The sequence below is a fragment of the Providencia alcalifaciens genome (assembly GCF_915403165.1).
In the GTDB taxonomy this organism is placed as follows: domain Bacteria; phylum Pseudomonadota; class Gammaproteobacteria; order Enterobacterales; family Enterobacteriaceae; genus Providencia; species Providencia alcalifaciens_C.
The window spans coordinates 2026529-2045510 of sequence record NZ_OU659204.1 but is presented as its reverse complement, the minus strand read 5'-3'; the positions used below and the strand labels follow the sequence as shown (position 1 = coordinate 2045510).

General features: G+C 41.8%; 15 protein-coding genes and 1 other annotated feature. Of the genes, 8 read left to right on the top strand and 7 right to left on the bottom strand.

Features of this window, described 5'->3' with window-relative positions; genetic code table 11:
- Nucleotides 1–20: 20 nt before the first annotated feature.
- Together LDO73_RS09415 and LDO73_RS09410 are read right to left on the bottom strand one after the other, a co-directional pair.
- Nucleotides 21–629 (bottom strand): glutamine amidotransferase-related protein, encoded by a 609-nt coding sequence (locus tag LDO73_RS09415; RefSeq protein WP_224057662.1) that lies wholly within the window; start codon nucleotides 627–629, stop codon nucleotides 21–23.
- Complete coding sequence (locus LDO73_RS09410; protein ID WP_224057661.1) at nucleotides 629–2203, bottom strand: anthranilate synthase component 1; 1575 nt, start codon at nucleotides 2201–2203, stop codon at nucleotides 629–631. Before LDO73_RS09410 ends, LDO73_RS09415 begins: the two co-directional genes overlap by 1 nt.
- Nucleotides 2204–2229: 26 nt before the next feature.
- Nucleotides 2230–2331 (bottom strand) — a sequence feature (Trp leader region).
- 188 nt (nucleotides 2332–2519) lie between these two features.
- On the opposite strand from LDO73_RS09410, the gene rnm reads away from it, so the two are divergent.
- The 4 genes from rnm (at nucleotide 2520) to LDO73_RS09390 (ending at nucleotide 6708) form a co-directional block, all read left to right on the top strand.
- On the top strand, nucleotides 2520–3386 hold the full coding sequence (gene rnm, locus LDO73_RS09405; protein ID WP_224057660.1) for an RNase RNM: 867 nt from the start codon (nucleotides 2520–2522) through the stop codon (nucleotides 3384–3386).
- Between the two features lie 219 nt (nucleotides 3387–3605).
- Nucleotides 3606–4226 carry an L-threonylcarbamoyladenylate synthase gene (locus LDO73_RS09400; protein WP_224057659.1) on the top strand — a complete coding sequence of 207 codons (621 nt, stop codon included), beginning with the start codon at nucleotides 3606–3608 and terminating at the stop codon, nucleotides 4224–4226.
- Between the two features lie 196 nt (nucleotides 4227–4422).
- Nucleotides 4423–5340 (top strand): 23S rRNA pseudouridine(2605) synthase RluB, encoded by a 918-nt coding sequence (gene rluB / locus LDO73_RS09395; protein ID WP_224057658.1) that lies wholly within the window; start codon nucleotides 4423–4425, stop codon nucleotides 5338–5340.
- A 453-nt stretch (nucleotides 5341–5793) separates the two neighbouring features.
- Complete coding sequence (locus LDO73_RS09390) at nucleotides 5794–6708, top strand: hypothetical protein (RefSeq protein WP_224057657.1); 915 nt, start codon at nucleotides 5794–5796, stop codon at nucleotides 6706–6708.
- Nucleotides 6709–6722: 14 nt separating this feature from the next.
- Here LDO73_RS09390 and cobO read toward each other — a convergent pair whose 3' ends face one another.
- A complete protein-coding gene (gene cobO / locus LDO73_RS09385) occupies nucleotides 6723–7313 on the bottom strand; it encodes a cob(I)yrinic acid a,c-diamide adenosyltransferase (protein WP_224057656.1) in 591 nt (196 codons plus the stop codon).
- A 23-nt stretch (nucleotides 7314–7336) separates the two neighbouring features.
- Complete coding sequence (locus LDO73_RS09380; RefSeq protein ID WP_224057655.1) at nucleotides 7337–8098, bottom strand: YciK family oxidoreductase; 762 nt, start codon at nucleotides 8096–8098, stop codon at nucleotides 7337–7339.
- A 178-nt stretch (nucleotides 8099–8276) separates the two neighbouring features.
- Here LDO73_RS09380 and sohB point away from each other — a divergent pair, with 178 nt between their 5' ends.
- Nucleotides 8277–9323 carry a protease SohB gene (sohB, locus tag LDO73_RS09375; protein ID WP_224057654.1) on the top strand — a complete coding sequence of 349 codons (1047 nt, stop codon included), beginning with the start codon at nucleotides 8277–8279 and terminating at the stop codon, nucleotides 9321–9323.
- A 94-nt stretch (nucleotides 9324–9417) separates the two neighbouring features.
- On the opposite strand, the gene LDO73_RS09370 is transcribed toward sohB, so the two are convergent.
- A complete protein-coding gene (locus LDO73_RS09370; protein ID WP_224057653.1) occupies nucleotides 9418–9675 on the bottom strand; it encodes a DUF2498 family protein in 258 nt (85 codons plus the stop codon).
- A 287-nt stretch (nucleotides 9676–9962) separates the two neighbouring features.
- Between LDO73_RS09370 and topA the strand changes: the two genes are divergently transcribed.
- Nucleotides 9963–12581, top strand: coding sequence for a type I DNA topoisomerase (gene topA / locus LDO73_RS09365; protein ID WP_224057652.1), 2619 nt, complete (start codon nucleotides 9963–9965; stop codon nucleotides 12579–12581).
- Nucleotides 12582–12938: 357 nt separating this feature from the next.
- Complete coding sequence (sodC, locus tag LDO73_RS09360; protein ID WP_224057651.1) at nucleotides 12939–13472, top strand: superoxide dismutase family protein; 534 nt, start codon at nucleotides 12939–12941, stop codon at nucleotides 13470–13472.
- A 389-nt stretch (nucleotides 13473–13861) separates the two neighbouring features.
- Here sodC and LDO73_RS09355 read toward each other — a convergent pair whose 3' ends face one another.
- Both LDO73_RS09355 and LDO73_RS09350 read right to left on the bottom strand, forming a co-directional pair.
- A complete protein-coding gene (locus LDO73_RS09355) occupies nucleotides 13862–15373 on the bottom strand; it encodes a phosphoethanolamine transferase (RefSeq protein ID WP_224057650.1) in 1512 nt (503 codons plus the stop codon).
- A 241-nt stretch (nucleotides 15374–15614) separates the two neighbouring features.
- Nucleotides 15615–17648, bottom strand: a complete 2034-nt coding sequence (locus LDO73_RS09350; RefSeq protein ID WP_224057649.1) for a M13 family metallopeptidase — start codon at nucleotides 17646–17648, stop codon at nucleotides 15615–15617.
- Between the two features lie 289 nt (nucleotides 17649–17937).
- Here LDO73_RS09350 and cysB point away from each other — a divergent pair, with 289 nt between their 5' ends.
- The gene (gene cysB, locus LDO73_RS09345) at nucleotides 17938–18912 is read left to right on the top strand and encodes an HTH-type transcriptional regulator CysB (RefSeq protein ID WP_036956553.1); all 975 of its coding nucleotides are present in this window, start codon (nucleotides 17938–17940) and stop codon (nucleotides 18910–18912) included.
- The last annotated feature ends 70 nt before the right edge of the window (nucleotides 18913–18982 follow it).

Sequence of the window (18982 nt, the reverse complement as noted above, 5' to 3'; positions counted from 1 at the left end):
GATTGGCTCTCTGTGTCCCATTAGTGCGAATGTGATGTTGTTTTGTTGGGGGAAGAAAGCGCCCATGCCACCGTATTTTCTAACAACAATTTTCCTTGGGTGGTTAAGATGGATTCGGGGTGAAACTGGAATCCACACACTCGCTGTTCATCATTGCGTACCGCCATGACCATGCCATTGGATTGTGCGCAAATGGTTAATGATTCAGGGATTTGGCTACCCACTAAAGAGTGATAGCGAGCCACTGATATAGGGTTTTCTAAGCCTGCAAACATGGCTTGCTCATCGTGGGTCGCCATTGATGCTTTACCGTGTAAAATTTCACCCGCAGGGGAAACTGTTCCGCCATAAGCTTCAACAATGGCTTGATGCCCTAAGCAGATACCAATCACTGGAATGGTGCCTATTACCGATTTAAGTACTTCCGGCATACAGCCCGCATCACTGGGTTTTCCTGGACCCGGTGAAAGGACTAAAATTGCATCATCGAGCTGATTCAATACGGATAAAACATGTGCCGCAGTAACGGTGTTGCGGTAGATCACCACATGATGACCGCTGGCGCGTAATTGGTCGACCAGGTTGTAAGTGAAGGAGTCGACGTTATCGAGTAGTAAGATATTAGCCATTAAAATAACTCCTCAACTTGGTGGGCTTGGGCAATGGCGCGGATCACTGCGCGGGCTTTATTACGAGTTTCGTCGGCTTCACCTTGTGGAGAAGAGTCGAGGACAACGCCGCCGCCAGCTTGAACGGTGGCAATGCCGTTTTCGACATACGCGGAACGAATAACGATGCAGGTATCAAAATCCCCTTTACCATTAAAGTAACCCACTGCGCCGCCGTAGGAGCCTCTGCGTTCTTTTTCGCATTCCGCGATCAGTTGCATCGCTTTGACTTTTGGCGCGCCTGTTAATGTCCCCATATTCATACACGCTTGATAAGCATGGAAAACATCTAAGTCGCTGCGTAAAGTGCCAACAACGTGGGAAACTAAGTGCATCACAAAAGAGTAACGGTCAACTTTGGTCAGATTGGCAACATAGCGGCTACCAGCTTCACAAATTCGCGCTAAATCATTACGGGCTAAGTCCACCAACATAATGTGTTCTGCCAGCTCTTTTTCATCGGTACGCATGGCTAATTCAATGCGGCTATCTAAATCTAAGTCGATATTTCCTTGCGCATTGCGTCCACGAGGACGAGTACCTGCAATTGGGTAGATTTCAACCACACGAGTTTGTTTGTTGTATTTCAATGCGCTTTCAGGCGAAGCGCCAAACAGGGTGAAATCGTTGTCTTGCATATAGAACATGTACGGGCTTGGGTTTTGCGCCTTAAGTTTTTGATAGGCAATCAGCGGTTGAGCACATGGCATACTGAATTTGCGTGACGGGACGACTTGGAAAATATCACCGCGGTAGATGGCTTCTTTTAAGGTATTGACGACATGGCCATATTCTTCATCGTTTTTATTGATAGTAACGCTGAAGTTGCCTTGTTCACCCAGAGGTAATGCCGGTAAGTAAGGACGGCACGCGACGATAATTTCGCTATGATGCTGCTGTACTTGTGCAACGATGTGGGTATCTGCGGTAAATAACAGGCTTTTTAAGCGTGCGGCTTGGTTCTGATGATCGATCACTAAATAGTGTTCTGCGACAAAAAAACAGAAATCAGGGCATTGGTTTGTGGCAGTCACTTCCGGTAATGCTTCAAAATTTGCCACTAAGTCATAGGCAAATAAACCGCCCATAAACAGGATTTCGGGTCTCGGGAAGTGGGCTTGTGCAAGTGCTGGCAATGCGCGTAATACATCTAAACAAGATGCGCTTTTTAAACGGCTATCTTCATCTAATTGGCTTTCTGGTTGTGCAAAGATGACGGTCAGATGGTTTGTGGTTAAATCGCGAGAAATCGCTTTCTCTGCTAATTGCGCATTAATTAAAGGTAATAGGGCTTGGCCATTTTCAGTTAACGCTTCAATTTCAACCCGTTGACCAAAGGCACGGATACGTAATGCGCTGTCGATGATTAATAGGCTTTGTAAATTGGCTTTGTTGTTGACTTCAGCCGATTCTAACAGCATGGTAGCGGCTTTATTCTGGCACAGGTGATTAAATAACAACGTAGGATCCGGTTGATAGTTAATTGGGCTATCCAGATGATTAAAATGTGCTAATGTGGTGTTTTGTTTGTTCATTTTGCTGCCTTAAGCTAATTTTAGACGTAAAAAAACCCGCTGGTTGAGGGCGGGTTCGGCACTGAGGCATTAACAATTTATGCGCGTGCGGCTTCCGCCCAATTTGGGAAGTCGCGCCACCAACGATTTGATAAATTGAAAACAGTCATACATGCCTCACTGGATAAACAAATTAAGTTTTAAATGCTTTTGAATACTAAATTCTTTTGAATACAATCAATCTTGCGTACTAGTAAACTGGATCGCGTGATTTATGTCAATAGCAGTTTGTATTTATTTTTAATTTTCGTTAAGTCGAAAGGGAGAAGGTAACACTATGTCGCAAGATTCGACGCCAATAATGACTCGCTATGACTTACATAGCCATACGAATGCATCAGATGGAGAATTGCCTCCCGCTGAGTTAGTCGAACGTGCGATAGCAATGGGTGTGAATATTTTATCAATTACGGATCATGATACTTGTGATGGCTTAATTGCCGCCAAAGCGTATCTTACTGATAATCCACGGCCATTAACATTAGTGAACGGGGTTGAAATTTCTACCCTGTGGGAAAACATTGAAATTCATATTGTTGGGCTGAATTTTTCACCTAGCCATCCTGCGATGGAAACGTTACTCACTCAGCAGTCACAACGCCGTTTAGAACGCGGAATTGAGATAGGTCGTCGCTTGCAAAAGGCGGGGATTGAGGATGCGTGGGAAAATGCTCAAGCGATGTCGGGCGGTGGACAGGTTACTCGCGCCCATTTTGCGCAGTATATTGTCAAAATTGGCAAAGAGAAAACCATCAATAATGTGTTTAAGCGCTATCTGGCGAAAGGAAAAACCGGCTATGTGCCAGCGCAGTGGTGCAGCATCCAAGAAGCTGTGGATGCCATTCATCAATCTGGCGGTGTAGCGGTTCTAGCACATCCATCAAAATATCAATTATCGAATAAATGGCTAAGACGCCTGATCGATCACTTTAAAGCCTGCGAAGGGGATGCGATGGAAATTTCTCATTGCCAGCAACCGGCAAATGAGAAGCGATTTTTAGGGGAGTTGGCGCAAGAGGCCGATTTGAAAACTTCTGTTGGGTCAGACTTCCATCGCCCTTGTTCGTGGATTGAGTTAGGGCGTAATTTATGGCTCCCTGATGATGATCGAGCCGTTTGGACCCTGTGGGATAAAGTGAATTGAGGGGCGAATAACCCCCTAGTTTGTAAGAATATGACCTAATTCGTTGATGGATCACGGTTTGGGTGTAAAATAGCCTGTATATAAATTATTTTATTGAGTCACAATATTATTTGATAAAGGTATTATTGTGGCCGTTGTGTTTTGTAAGAATAGATAGATAGTGCCATTTTTAGGTCGTTCACCGGATGATGCTGTCGATACTCAACTATAGAGGTCACTATGAGCCAGTTTTTTTATATCCATCCGGACAACCCTCAGGCAAGGCTAATTAGCCAAAGCGTTGAAATCCTGAATAAAGGCGGGGTTGTCGTCTACCCGACCGATTCAGGTTATGCCATTGGTTGTCGCTTAGAAGATAAAAATGCCCTAGAACGTATTTGCCGTATCCGTAAATTGGATGCGAACCATAATTTTACCTTGATGTGCCGTGATCTATCCGAACTGTCTAATTATGCCCATGTGGATAACACTGTTTTTCGTTTAATCAAAAATAATACACCGGGTAACTACACATTTATTTTAAAAGCCACCAAAGAAGTGCCCCGTCGTTTGATGAACGAAAAGCGTAAAACCATTGGGTTACGCGTGCCATCAAACCCAATTGCTCGCGATTTACTGGAAGCTGTGGGTGAGCCACTCATGTCCACCAGTTTAATTTTACCGGGAGATGATTTTACCCAATCAGACCCAGAAGAGATCCGCGATTTACTGGATAAACAAGTGGACTTAGTGATCCACGGTGGTTACATCGGGCAAAAACCAACCACGGTAATTGATTTTACTGATGACACACCCGTAGTCGCCCGTGTCGGAACTGGCGACCCAACCCCATTTGAATAAGCCCATTTTCCTGGAAGATTCATTCTTTCTGGGAAGAAGATTAGTCATAGGGGATCACAATAAACCTGTGTATAATGCGCAGGTTTTCAAATTCATCACTTTTTGCCGATTACGCAAGACTTGTTAATTGAGCGAGACTTGTTTTTATAGCGCAAAAAGCTATTTGACGCCTGTGAAGGCGACAGCTGAGGATCTCATGAGTTCTAAACCGCAACAAACTGAAAAGTTACAAAAAATTCTTGCCCGTTCAGGGCATGGCTCCCGCCGAGAAATCGAAGGCTTATTGAAAGAAGGCCGCATTAGTGTTGATGGTAAAATGGCCACATTGGGTGATCGTGTTGAAGTTACATCATCAACTAAAATTCGTCTTGATGGTCGTATTTTAGCGATAAAAGAGCCAGAAAAAGAAATTTGCCGCGTGATGGCATATTACAAACCTGAAGGGGAATTGTGTACACGCCATGACCCGGAAGGTCGTCCAACCGTGTTTACACGTTTACCAAAATTAACCGGAGCACGTTGGATTGCTGTGGGGCGTTTGGATGTGAATACCAGCGGATTACTATTATTCACGACGGATGGTGAATTAGCCAACCGTTTAATGCATCCAAGCCGTGAAGTTGAGCGTGAATATGCAGTACGCGTATTCGGTGAAATCACGGATGCAAAAATTCGCCAGTTAACCATGGGCGTCCAATTAGAAGATGGTCCAGCCTCATTTAAAACGGTTTCATTCCGTGGTGGTGAGGGAATGAACCAATGGTATAACGTGACATTAACTGAGGGACGTAACCGCGAAGTTCGTCGCCTATGGGAAGCTGTTGGTGTGCAAGTGAGCCGCCTTATCCGTGTTCGCTACGGAGATATTGATTTACCAAAAGGTTTACCACGAGGTGGTTGGACTGAACTAGGTTTAGAGCAAACTAACTATTTAAGAGAGTTAGTTGGTTTGTCTGTTGAAACTGAAAGTAAAGTTGCAGTTGAGCGTGATCAACGTCGACTCAAAGCTAACCAAATTCGCCGCGCGGTGAAACGTCACACTCAAGTAGCCTCTCGCCCAGCTGCGAAGCGCCAAACTTCACGCCCAACCTCTAAACGTCGTACTCGAATCTAATCGTATAACGTTATTTGAATGCTTCAAAATAAAGGTTATGGTATTTTCCATAGCCTTTTTTATTTCAGTTAAATAGATTAGCGAAATAATCAGCCATTCTTTTTGAATATTTTAATTATTAACTCATTCAATTTTCACTCATTTAACAATCGATTTATTATAGTTAATTTGACTTAATTCAGAAAAAACTCACTTGGATAATATAAATAAATTAACCTAATCTTAAATTATTATTTATTGAGCATCTTTTTTTGACTAGAAAAAGATAAAGTAAAATAGGTTGGGTTGTACCACTGATTACTTTTATTTTTTTGTTATTTCGATATTTAAAACTTAAAATACGCTAATCAAGAGTTTATAAGGTGTCTGTCACATTATGTGGCTTTTATATTGTACAACTCGTCCATCTGATCTATTTTTATCATAATGAAACAATAAAAGGCTTTAATGTTTATGTTATGTGCAAAGTCGGCAAAATATGCAGCACTATTGAGTTTTGGCATAACAAGTTGTGATGTTTATCAACCACATACTTCTGAAAGTGGGCGTTTCTTTTTTAGTAATGACTCGTCGGAAAATTATTCTTTTTTTATTGATAACAAACTGACGGTGATCCCGAAAGCGTCAGTGGGTAGCCTATATTTAAAGCAAGGCTTACATTCCATGACAACCGAAGAAGGGAAAATCATTTATTTTATGGTTTACCCAGGCAATAAAGGTGGGATATTAAATCCCCAAGAGCATCTTTATTATTCCTACAGTTTTGTATACGGTAATAATGGAATTCCTTCTATTCATAATCAAGCCATACAGGAATTAACTGTTGGTGATTATCGAGTAAAAGGGAGAGTTGAGAGTAGTGATGATATCATTATTGATAATAACGTATTCAACTGTGATTACCCGGTCGGAACACGGATCCCTGATGAATTAAATTCACTAACGACCGTTAGTAAAATAAAAACAAAATGTTTTTCTTATTCTGAACTCATTACGGAGATTTCTTCGGATGATAAGCAAATAATGCAACTGGTTGTGCATCAAAATAAGCCAGTACAAAACAATACGGTGAGTTTAACATTTGACTATCCTGTCACACTCCCTGTTTTTGAAGATCAGCAAATCCAACAGTACGCGATGAAAGTAAACGCTCTGATCCAAGCTTATCGAGGATCCGCTGATCCAGAAAAAAAACAGAACTTTTATAATCAATACCATGTAGCCGTATCGAATATGGCGGAGCTCTATAGCCAATGGGATACTGGGGATAATTGTCTTGAGGAGCGACAAAAATATTTGCAATTCTTGTCGCAAACCGCCGCCATTTTTAGTGCTGGAGTTTTAAAACTGGATGTGGCACCGAAATAGCATGTTGCCAAAGGCTACCAATCAATCCCTTCTTGCGCTTTGATCCCCGCATCAAAGGCATGTTTAACAGGGCGCATTTCTGTCACCGTATCGGCAAACTCCAACAGATCACGGTGGCATCCTCGACCCGTAATAATGACTGATTGATTTTCAGGGCGGCAACTTAATGCATTCATTACTTCAGCAAGAGGAAGATAATGGTAACTGACCATGTAGGTCAGCTCGTCGAGGATCACCAAGTCGTATTGAGGGTCTTGCAATAATTCCACTGCATGTTGCCAAGTTTCAAGGCAAGCTTGTGTGTCAGTCTGCTTGTTTTGCGTTTCCCAAGTAAATCCAGTGGACATTACATAAAAGGGGACGCCGTGAGGCTCTAAAAGATTGCGCTCGCCATTATTCCAACCGCCTTTAATAAACTGGACAACCGCTACTTTTTTGCCATGACCGACAGCGCGACAAGCGGTGCCAAATGCTGCCGTCGTTTTTCCTTTTCCATTGCCAGTGAAGACAATCAGGATCCCGCGCTCCAGCTGGGCTGCTTCAATTCGCTCATCCACTTTTTGCTTTAAACGTTGTTGACGTTCTTCGTGTCGGTCTTGGCTCATGGTTCGCTCCGTTTCAGTCGATTTTAAGCTTTAATCGGTTTTAAATTGGGCTGAGCGTCTACGCTGGTTCCTGTTTGCTCGGCGCTATCATCACCCATTAAGTATAGATAAGTCGGCATGATATCGGCAGGTGTTTTTAGTGTCATTGGATCTTCACCAGGTGCTGCGCCTGCACGCATAGCGGTACGAGTGCGTCCCGGGTTAATGCAGTTAATGCGTAATCCAGTGCCTTGATATTCATCGGCTAAGACTTGCATTAAACCTTCAGTCGCAAATTTTGAAACGGCATAAACGCCCCAATTAGCGCGTCCTTGTTTACCTACGCTTGAACTGGTGAAAATCAGCGATGCCCGAGGCGCTTTTTCTAATAAAGGGAGTAATGCTTGTGTGAGCATAAAGCCCGCATTCACGTTAACTTGCATGACGTCATGCCAGAGTTGAGTGGGTTGCTCACTGATTGGTGCGATATTTCCTAGCAAGCCAGCGCTATGTAATACACCATCTAAATAAGGATGTTGTTTTGCAATATCGTCGGCGATAGCTTGGCAAGTTTCCTCTGTCGCAGTCAGCAAATCAATTACATAGGTTTCTACGGATGCACTGGTAGAATCAATAATTTGCTGTTTAACTGTATCTAATTTTTGCAGGTTACGACCTAATAAAATGACGGATGCGCCAAAGCGTGCATACGTTAATGCTGCTTCTTGACCAATCCCGTCGGTAGCACCGGTAATTAAGATAGTTTTACCCTTTAAAAGATCTTGTCTAGGCTGATAATGAAGCATAATTTTTCCTATCGTCATAAGTCGCGTTGAGGGTTATCATCGCGTAGATTGCACGGGAGGGCAATTTACCACATTTGTTTCATGTCTGTGGTTATTGATAACAGTTTTTTTACTGGTTGTTTGCGAACAATCATGCGATCATTTTTTTATTAGCGTTAAATATTAGAAGGATCAACTTGTGGAGTATTTCTCTTTGTACGGACTGTTTTTAGCAAAAGTGGTCACCATTGTGGTAGCCATTGCTGTGATTGCAGTATTTGTATTTGGCGTAGGTATGAGACGTCAAGGAAGTAAAGGCGCGTTAAAAATTACTGATTTAGGTGAAAGTTACCGTGAACGCCAACGTCAAATGCAGCAGATCAAAATGAATGACTCTGAGCAAAAAGCGTGGTCAAAGGCGTTTAAAAAGCAGGAAAAAGCGAAGTCTAAAAATGAAAAAGCAGGGGCGAAAATGGGGCAAACTGCCGTCAAAAAGCCTTGCTTATATGTCTTAGACTTTAAAGGCAGCATGGATGCCCGTGAAGTCAGCTCTTTACGCGAAGAAATCAGTGCAATTCTTGCAGTTGCAGATCAGCAAGATGAAGTTTTATTACGTTTAGAAAGCCCAGGTGGTTTAGTCCATGGCTATGGCTTAGCGGCTTCTCAGTTAATGCGATTGAAAGAGAAAAATATTCCGTTAACAATTGCAGTTGATAAAGTCGCAGCAAGTGGCGGCTATATGATGGCGTGTATCGCGAATAAAATTGTTGCGGCACCGTTTTCTATTATAGGTTCTATTGGCGTTGTCGCTCAGGTTCCGAATATTCACCGCTTATTGAAAAAGCACGATGTGGATGTGGAACTGCACACGGCCGGGGAATATAAACGTACTCTGACAATGCTCGGCGAAAATACAGAGCAGGGGCGTAAGAAATTTGTTGAAGATCTGAATTCAACTCACGAACTGTTTAAAGATTTTGTCCATCAAAATCGCCCATCCCTTGATATTGGAGCGGTGGCAACTGGTGAGTATTGGTATGGAACGCAAGCTCTAGAGAAAGGTCTAGTTGACCAAATTGGTGTTAGTGATGATTTGATCATTAACGCAATCGAAACTAAAGAGATTATCAGCATCCGTTTTGTGATGAGCAAGAAAATGGTAGAGCGCTTTACCAGTAGTGCGGCAGAGAGTGCGGATAAGCTATTATTACGCTGGTGGCAGCGTGGACAAAAGCCTCTTTTATAAAAAAACCATAATGTTCACTGAATATTCATGACACAATATTTATGTTGAACTACCCTTAAAAATACCGGCTATAAAAGCCGGTATTTTTTTATGACTATTCTGATTCTTGTAGTCGGTACTTATCAGAAAATAGGTGTGCCAAATGCTTATACATATTAAAAGCAGCTGGACTTTTTAGGGAAGGGATCCCGTTTTCATCAAGGAAAAACTCGCCTTTGAAAACTAAAACATCACGATGTTGCTCGACATTATCCACGAACATGCCATCAAGGTACTCATCGTGTTTTTTGATGATTTCGTTGGCTTTTTCAAGCAGTTCTTGCTTTGAAATAGTTTGAATCTCATTATTCATAGAATGCCTCTCTTGAAAAAATAATTGGTTGCTTCTAGCATTTTATCAGGTACAGTGTGTGTTTTTCAATGCGGCTAAACTGCATTATGTGGTTAAAATCAGTCAACTAGAGCAATTTGTATGCTTTACAAAATAATGTGACTGATGGATAAAATTCGTTTCGTTACAAATTATTGTGCGAAAAAATATTGATATATTGTGATTCTGTCGCAATATAAAAAAGAGATTCTCATTTTGCGCATTTGAATAGAAAAATGCGCCTTCGTTGATAGTAGGTAAAGGTAAATATGGGTAAAGCTCTTGTTATAGTGGAGTCCCCGGCAAAAGCCAAAACGATCAATAAATATCTTGGCAGTGGCTACGTTGTAAAAAGCAGCGTTGGCCACATTCGTGATCTGCCGAAAAGCGGCTCTGGTTCACAATCCGGCTCACCAAAGAGTACAGGCTCATCTACCGATAAAGCAAAGACCGACAAAACAAAGAAAGTTAAAAAGGATCCGCAAGAAGCGTTAGTCAAACGCATGGGGATCGACCCTTATCATGGTTGGAAGGCGAATTATCAAATTTTGCCGGGTAAGGAAAAAGTGGTTTCTGAATTAAAAGCGTTAGCCGAAGATGCTGACCACGTCTACCTCGCGACGGACCTTGACCGCGAAGGGGAAGCCATTGCATGGCATTTACGTGAAGTGATCGGTGGTGATGATTCTCGTTTTAGCCGAGTGGTGTTTAACGAAATCACCAAAAATGCAATTACTCAAGCATTTGAAAGCCCGGGCGAATTGAATATCGACCGTGTTAATGCTCAGCAAGCTCGTCGCTTTATGGACCGTGTCGTTGGTTATATGGTCTCTCCATTATTGTGGAAAAAAGTGGCTCGCGGGTTATCTGCCGGACGTGTACAGTCTGTAGCAGTAAGACTTATCGTTGAGCGTGAACGTGAAATTAAAGCGTTTGTTCCTGAAGAATATTGGGAACTCCATGCAGATTTAGCAGATAAAAACGCGACTAACTTACGTTTAGAAGTGACCTCCCAAGCGGGGAAAGCTTTTAAACCTGTTAATAAAGTCCAAACAGAAGCTGCAGTTAAATTACTGGAAAAAGCACGCTATCAAGTGATTGATCGTGAAGATAAGCCAACGTCCAGTAAACCAAGCGCACCTTTTATCACGTCGACACTCCAGCAGGCGGCAAGTACACGTCTAAGTTTTGGTGTGAAGAAAACCATGATGATGGCTCAGCGCTTATATGAAGCGGGTTACATCACTTATATGCGTACGGACTCAACGAACTTGAGCCAAGATGCAGTGAGCATGGTACGTGGTTATATTTCCGATAACTTTGGCGCACAGTATCTACCAAAAGACGCCAACGTTTACACCAGTAAAGATAATTCCCAAGAAGCGCACGAAGCTATTCGCCCATCCAGTGTTGATGTATTACCTGATTCACTGAAAGACATGGAAAACGACGCTAAGCGCCTCTACCAGTTAATTTGGAATCAATTTGTTGCGTGTCAAATGACCCCTGCGAAATATGACTCCACCACATTAACGGTGAAAGCGGGAGATTTCGAATTAAAAGCCAAAGGTCGTACGTTACGTTTTGATGGTTGGACAAGAGTCATGCCAGCACTGCGTAAAAATGACGAAGATAAGACATTACCTGCGATTCAAGTGGGTACTGAATTATCACTGCTGGAATTACTACCAAGCCAGCACTTTACTAAACCACCAGCGCGCTTTAGTGAAGCCTCTTTGGTTAAAGAATTAGAAAAACGTGGTATTGGTCGCCCATCAACGTATGCGGCAATCATTTCAACGATCCAAGATCGTGGCTACGTAAAAGTGGAAAACCGTCGTTTCTACGCGGAAAAAATGGGTGAAATCGTTACAGACCGTTTAGAAGAAAACTTCAACGACCTGATGAACTACGACTTCACTGCTCGCATGGAAAACCAGCTGGACCACGTTGCGAATCATGAAGCAGAGTGGAAAGCGGTGTTGGATGAATTTTTCTCTGATTTCAGTAAGCAGCTAGATGTTGCAGAGAAAGATCCAGAAGAAGGCGGCATGCGGACCAACCCAATGGTGATCACCTCGATTATCTGTCCTGACTGTGAACGTCATATGGGAATTCGTACCGCATCCACAGGGGTATTCTTAGGCTGCTCGGGCTATGCACTGCCACCAAAAGAGCGCTGTAAGAAAACCATTAATCTGATCCCTGAAGATGAAGTATTAAACATCCTCGAAGGTGACGATGCAGAAACTAACGCATTAAGAGCAAAACGTCGTTGTCCAAAATGTGGCACTGCGATGGACAGCTACCTGATTGATAATGGTCGTAAATTACATGTATGTGGTAACAACCCAGCATGTGAAGGCTATGAAATCGAAGCAGGCGAGTTCCGCATCAAAGGTTACGATGGTCCGGTGATTGAGTGTGATAAATGTGGTTCTGAAATGCACCTGAAAATGGGGCGTTTTGGGAAATACATGGGTTGCACCAATGAAGAGTGTAAAAATACCCGCAAGATCTTAAAAAGTGGTGAAATTGCACCACCGAAAGAAGACCCAGTGCCGTTACCAGAATTACCGTGTGAAAAATCGGATGCCTATTTTGTGTTACGTGATGGTGCAGCTGGCGTATTCCTCGCCGCAAATACCTTCCCGAAATCAAGAGAAACTCGTGCGCCATTAGTCGCAGAACTGCAACGATTTAAAGACAGATTACCAGAAAAACTGGCGTACTTAGCGGAAGCACCAGCACAAGACGAAGAAGGCAACCCTACAGTGGTTCGTTTTAGCCGCAAGACAAAACAGCAATATGTTTCGTCCGAGAAAGATGGTAAGGCGACGGGTTGGAGTGCTTTTTATGTTGATGGTGTCTGGAAAGCCAAAGAATAGTTATTCGTCATATTTCGCGTGATAACGGCGTTGGCGTCACTTGGCTACTCGGGTCACATACTCATGTATGCTCCCCGAGATATCCGCGCTAGCCGCCTTTTAGAATAAATCTATTGATTATATTCAGGATGACTCTGGTGCTAGCCGCCTTGTTCTAACGCGAACTATTTAGAATAACAGCTTTGGAGTTATTCAAAGCCAAAGCCGCAATCATATAGAAGAGCCCTCAGGGCTCTTTTTTTTGTTCATAATTCGATAGCTCTCACATAACAAAAGCAGCAATCGCCCATTTTCATTCATTTATTATGCTAACGTTTAGCTTAAGGATAATAATCACAGTGAATGACTGGAGGCAGTATGAAGTTCAAATTATGTTTGTTAGCGGCACTATTCACAACTAGCGCAGCATATGCGGCACAAACCACGGTAGAGCTGAAAGAAGCAACAGCCAAAGGTGAGGGTAAAGCTATTGGCGAAGTGGTGATTTCTGAAACTGAATACGGATTACTCTTCACACCTAAATTATCTGGTCTGCAAGCGGGTGGCGTGCATGGTTTCCATGTACATGAAAACCCAAGTTGCGAACCGGGTGAAAAAGACGGTAAAACTGTTCCTGCATTAAAAGCGGGTGGGCATTTAGATCCAGCCAAAACAGGGGTTCATAAAGGGCCTTATGACAAAACAGGTCACCTCGGAGACTTACCGGGCTTAGTGGTTGATAGCCAAGGTAATGCCACCTACAGCGTGCTAGCACCAAAATTAAAATCCCTGAAAGATGTCCAAAACCGCGCGCTGATGGTGCATGCGGGTGGGGATAATTATTCAGACCATCCAGAAGCGTTGGGCGGTGGTGGGGCTAGGATGGCCTGCGGCAACATTCCTTCGTCATAATTCGCACCGTAGCTGTGTTGGCTACACTCGCTAACCCTAGTCACATACTTGTGTATGCTCCTAGGAATTAGCTCATTTGCCGCCTTGCTACAGCACGAATTATTTAGAAGGAAGTTTCTGGGCATAATTCGCACCGTAGCGGCGTTGGCTACACTCGCTAACCCTAGTCACATACTAGTGTATGCTTCTAGGGATTAGCTCCTTTGCCGCCTTGCTACAGCACGAGTTATTTAGAAGGGTGTTTCAGAGGCATGATTTTTGTGATAACTGCGTTGACGCCACTTGGCTATTCGGGTCACATACTTTTGTATGCTCCCCGAGATATTCGCGCTAGCTGTCTTGTTTAAACGTTAATAATTGCGTTTATTACATAGCACGCAGACTTGTTATTACTTAGAATAATCATCAGGTAAATCATCATAAATCCGACGGTTTTTATTGAAATCGATGATGAAATTCTGATTGGCACAATCGTTTTTAGATAGCATATCGCAATTGCCTTCAATGCTACCTTCATTTATTCCTAACCATTGAGAAAACAAAGACATAAAGTTTAGACCACTGCGGCGGTTATTTATCGTTTCTTTTTGATTGGAATTATAAGATGTAATAAAAAATGGCACTTCATAATTTTGTTTGTATTTATCACTATGTGCCAACTCATTTCTGTCATACGTTAAAGACAACGCATGGTCGGAAAAATACATCATGGACCACTTAGATTGAGTTTCACTTAAATCAGAATAAATTTCTGACAGCAATTTATCTGTATTTTTTATGCTTTGCACATAGCAAGAGAATTTTTGGTTCTGATAAAAATAGTCATATTGTCCCTCTGTTCTAGTACAAAATGGCGTATGGCTACCCATAAGATGAACAACAATGAGTTTTTTGGAGCCTTTTGATTTTAAAGCCAGCTTAAATTCTGGTAATAATGCTTCATCTGGAGAGATTAACTTATCATCTGAGCTTCCTCTTTTAATAAAGAAGCTATTATTTGCTCTGCGTCCAATAGCGGCAACTGAGCCATCATACTCACCAACAAATCCTTGATTAGATAACCAATAAGTATCAAAACCTGCTTTATTAGCTAGTGTCATGATATTATTCCCAATTCTAGGGTATAAAGATAAACTATGTGTTAAAGATGGCTGTGTCGAACTAGCAGCCGAAATGTAGTTAGTAAAGAAAATCCCATTGACGGAGCTCATAAATGGAGTGTTCTGTATTTTAAACCCATATTCCTGCATAAAATCTTTTCGGACACTTTCTCCAATAACAATAACATAAGTATCATATTGGTTATTAATCCCTGCAATTTTAAAAGTGTCATCACTTGTATACAAATCAATCTCATCGATTAATGAATGAATTGAGTAAATTAGTTCTGTAAAAAAGCGCGTTTCTGGAGCTCCCGAATTAGCCGCTTTCTCATATTTACCACTTAACGCATATTTTGATGGAGTGAAAAGGAAAACAATCATCACGATACTTAGCATTATCTTTTTGAGATAATTTATTTTATCGGCTTTAATAAAGCTAACTAAGACTCCAAAAACTAGTGTAATGATAGAATAAATATAATACTTATAATCTATATTTGATATGAATTCTCGTGATTCTTGTATGTCAGTATAATAAAAGGAAGCCACCGTATTATATGTTGGAGGGCCATAAATTAAACCAATGGGCAAATATGAACTCGCTAGTATGGTGAAAAATAAAACAAAAAATCGATATAACCCATTGTTTAAATAAAGTAATGCGATGCTTAGGCACAAGACGTAAAGAGGCTTAAATGGATAGCCCATTACCTCATGTAATATTGAAAAAAGAATAAAGACGGAAATAAACTTAAGCATCATTTTGCTTAAAAATGTATTTTTTATTTTCTGTTTCATAACTAAACTTGAATGCTTTTCACTCTTAATTTTGTGTGACATAGATTAGCATAAACAAATTAAATGAAGTATAACGATTGAATTGAATTTTTAACATAACCAGAAAAATCTATTATTGGTTGAGCTAAACTCCATCTTATGAAGTATTTTTAATCTTATTTAGGACGGGTCACTTTAAAAATAAAAGCCTCTTATAAAAGAGGCTTTTCAACGTTATCTTAATCTTACTGATTTAACCCAATCACCAAATCTTAATCCGCTTCTCCGGCTCGAGGTATAGGGCATTATCCTTATCGACGCCGAAGGTGGTATACCAATCATCAATATTACGGACGACACCATTAGCGCGGAACTGATTTGGACTGTGTGGATCGGTGAGGATCTTATTGCGCTCGGATTCCTTATTTGACAACTCTTGCCAAGTTCTGGCCCATGAAATAAAGAAGCGCTGCAAGCCAGTCATGCCATCAATAATCGGAGGCTCGCCATTTGGGTAGTTCTCTTTAGCAAATTGTTTATAGGCGCTTAACGCGATATTTAAACCGCCTAAATCACCAATATTCTCGCCGAGAGTTAACTCACCATTCACTTTCTGGCCATCGACGGCAAAGCCATTATATTGATCCACCAACTTGGCAGTTTTCTCTTTAAAATGCGCTTTGGCACTATCGCTCCACCAATTACGTAGCTGGCCGGTGCCATCATATAAGCTGCCTTGGTCATCAAAACCGTGACCCATTTCATGACCGATTACTGCCCCGATGGCACCGTAGTTATAAGCAGGATCCACATTTGGGTCGAAGAATGGTGCTTGCAAAATAGCAGCAGGGAATACAATTTCATTTTGTACGGGATTGAAATACGCATTGATGGTTTGTGGCGTCATGCCCCATTCCCATTTGCGAACGGGCTGACCAATTTTGCTCATAGCATCGTTATATGACCACGCCTCCATTTGCTTATAGTTATCCATCAATGTATTTGGCTTTAAATTAACGCTACTAAAATCATTCCATTTATCAGGATAGCCGACTTTGACCGTAAACTGCTCTAACTTTTTCAGCGCTTCTTGGCGGGTTGATTCATCCATCCAATCATTATCTTTCAGGCGAGCATTAAAGGTACCGCGCACATAGCTGACTAAATCTTGGATTTTCTCTTTAGATTGTGGATTGAAGTATTTCTCCACATAAATTTGTCCGAGAGGCTCACCTTGCAGTGAATTGACCGTTTGAAGAGCGCGTTCTTGACGAGTCCGCTGTTTTTCGACGCCATTGAGTTTTTTCGAGTAAAAATCAAAGCGTGCATCAGATAAGGTTTTGTTCAGATAACTCGCATGGTCGTTCACGTACTGGAATGTGAGGTAATCTTTCAAGACTGAAACAGGGGTATTAGCAAAAATCTGTGCCGTTTTTTCTACCGCAGTGTCATTCTCAACCACTACTTTCGCCAGTTGCTGATCCGTTAATTTCCAGTGCTGAATAAAACTATCCCACGCAAAACCATCGGTAAATTTCTTCATTTCAGCGAGGGTCATAGGATGATAGTTTTTGATGGTGTCACGGCGAGCTTCTGGGCTCCAATGCACTTCAGCAATGGATTTTTCAAGGTCGAAGATCTGTTGCGCTTTTTTCTTAACGTCTTTTTCGCCGGCTAATTTTAAAATAGTCGCAATATACGCAATGTAGTTTTTGCGGATCTCTTTCATTTGCGGGGTGTCGTCAAGGTAGTAATTACGATTAGGCAACCCAAGTCCACCTTGACCAAGATACAGAATATAAGTATCTGGGGCTTTGGCGTCTAAATCTACCCAATAAGAGAGTAGGGAAGTATAACCTGGCAGCGTCATCAGACGGCTAATATCATTATGATCTTTGGCTTTAGTGATAGCCGCTAAGTTTGATTTGATTGGCGTTAAACCCGCTTTTTCAATGCTGGCTTCATCTAAATAGCTCAAATATAAGTTACGAATATTTTTCTGATTATGATCTAAGCTGCTCTCAGGGGCTTGCTTTAATTCATCGATAATAGATTGAGTCTGTTTTTCGGTACTTAAATACAAATCCACAAAAGAGTTAATTCGTGGCATACCCGTTGGAATTTTCGCTTTATTAATCCAATCATGGTTAACGTACTGGTAAAAATCATTGCCGGGTACGATGGTGTCGGATAACACGATTTTTTGCTGACCGTAAGATAGCTCTTTCGCTAATAAGTGAGGCGCAAAGGATAGGGTTGATAAACCGACCATCATGGCTAAAACTTTTATACGCATCTAGATAACCTCTCTGTAGTCTAAATAGGATGCACACCGCAAAAATGGAAATAAAATTCGCATGCTAATTATTCAAGCATAGTCGAAGAAAAAAATAATCTGACTTTGCAATACCTTACTTGGGTGCCGTCTTTTTTTCACAGCAAGATGAAATAATATCATCATACTGTTTATTCTCATTAGTTTGATGTTATATTGGTTATATATAAATTAAACAATATTACTTTTTGTTATATGTAATGTTTTTTAGCTATAGCAAAAATGATTTCCTGTCAGAAGTGGAGCGAGTATGAAGTTACAGCAACTGCGATATATTGTTGAAGTGGTTAATCACGACCTGAATGTTTCATCGACAGCCGAAGGGTTATTTACTTCCCAACCGGGGATCAGTAAACAAGTCAGAATGTTGGAAGATGAGCTAGGCATTCAAATTTTTGCGCGTAGTGGTAAGCATTTGACTCACGTGACCCCAGCTGGTGAGGAAGTTGTGCGCATTTCCCGTGAAGTGCTATCCAAAATTGAGGCTATCCGCTCTGTTGCTGGTGAGCATACCATTCCTGATCGCGGTAGCTTAAAAATCGCCACGACGCATACCCAAGCTCGCTATGCCTTACCGCCGGTGATTAAAACCTTTATTGAGCGTTATCCTCATGTTTCCTTACATATGCAGCAAGGCTCGCCAACCCAAATCGCAGAAGAAGTTTGCAAAGGAAATAGTGATTTTGCTATCGCAACAGAAGCGCTCCATCTGTACAGCGATCTTATTATGTTGCCGTGCTACCACTGGAACCGTTGTGTGGTAGTCCCTAAAGGGCACCCGCTGACCGAGAAAAAGAACGTTACGATTGAAGATATTGCAGAATACCAAATTGTGACCTACACCCACGGGTTTACTGGGCGTTCAGAACTGGACGTCGCATTCCAAAAAGTGGGCTTAGAACCCAAAATTATTTTCACTGCCACAGATGCGGATGTGATCAAGACCTATGTGAAGCTTGGTTTAGGGATTGGCATTATCGCCAGCATGGCGGTGGATCCTGAGGTGGATAAAGACCTCGTGGTTATTGATATGCGCGATAAGTTTAGTTACAGCACCACGAAAATCGGTTTTAAACGCACCAGTTTCCTGCGCAGCTATATGTATGATTTTATTTGGCGTTTTGCCCCACATCTTACGCGTGATGTGGTGGATAAAGCCATTGCCTTGCGTAACAACGAAGATATCGAAGAATTTTTTAAAGAAATTGAGCTTCCTATTCTTTAATTGGCACAAAATCTATAGAGGAAATGATTATGAGGACTATGATTAATAATACTGCGTAAAAAAATAAGGT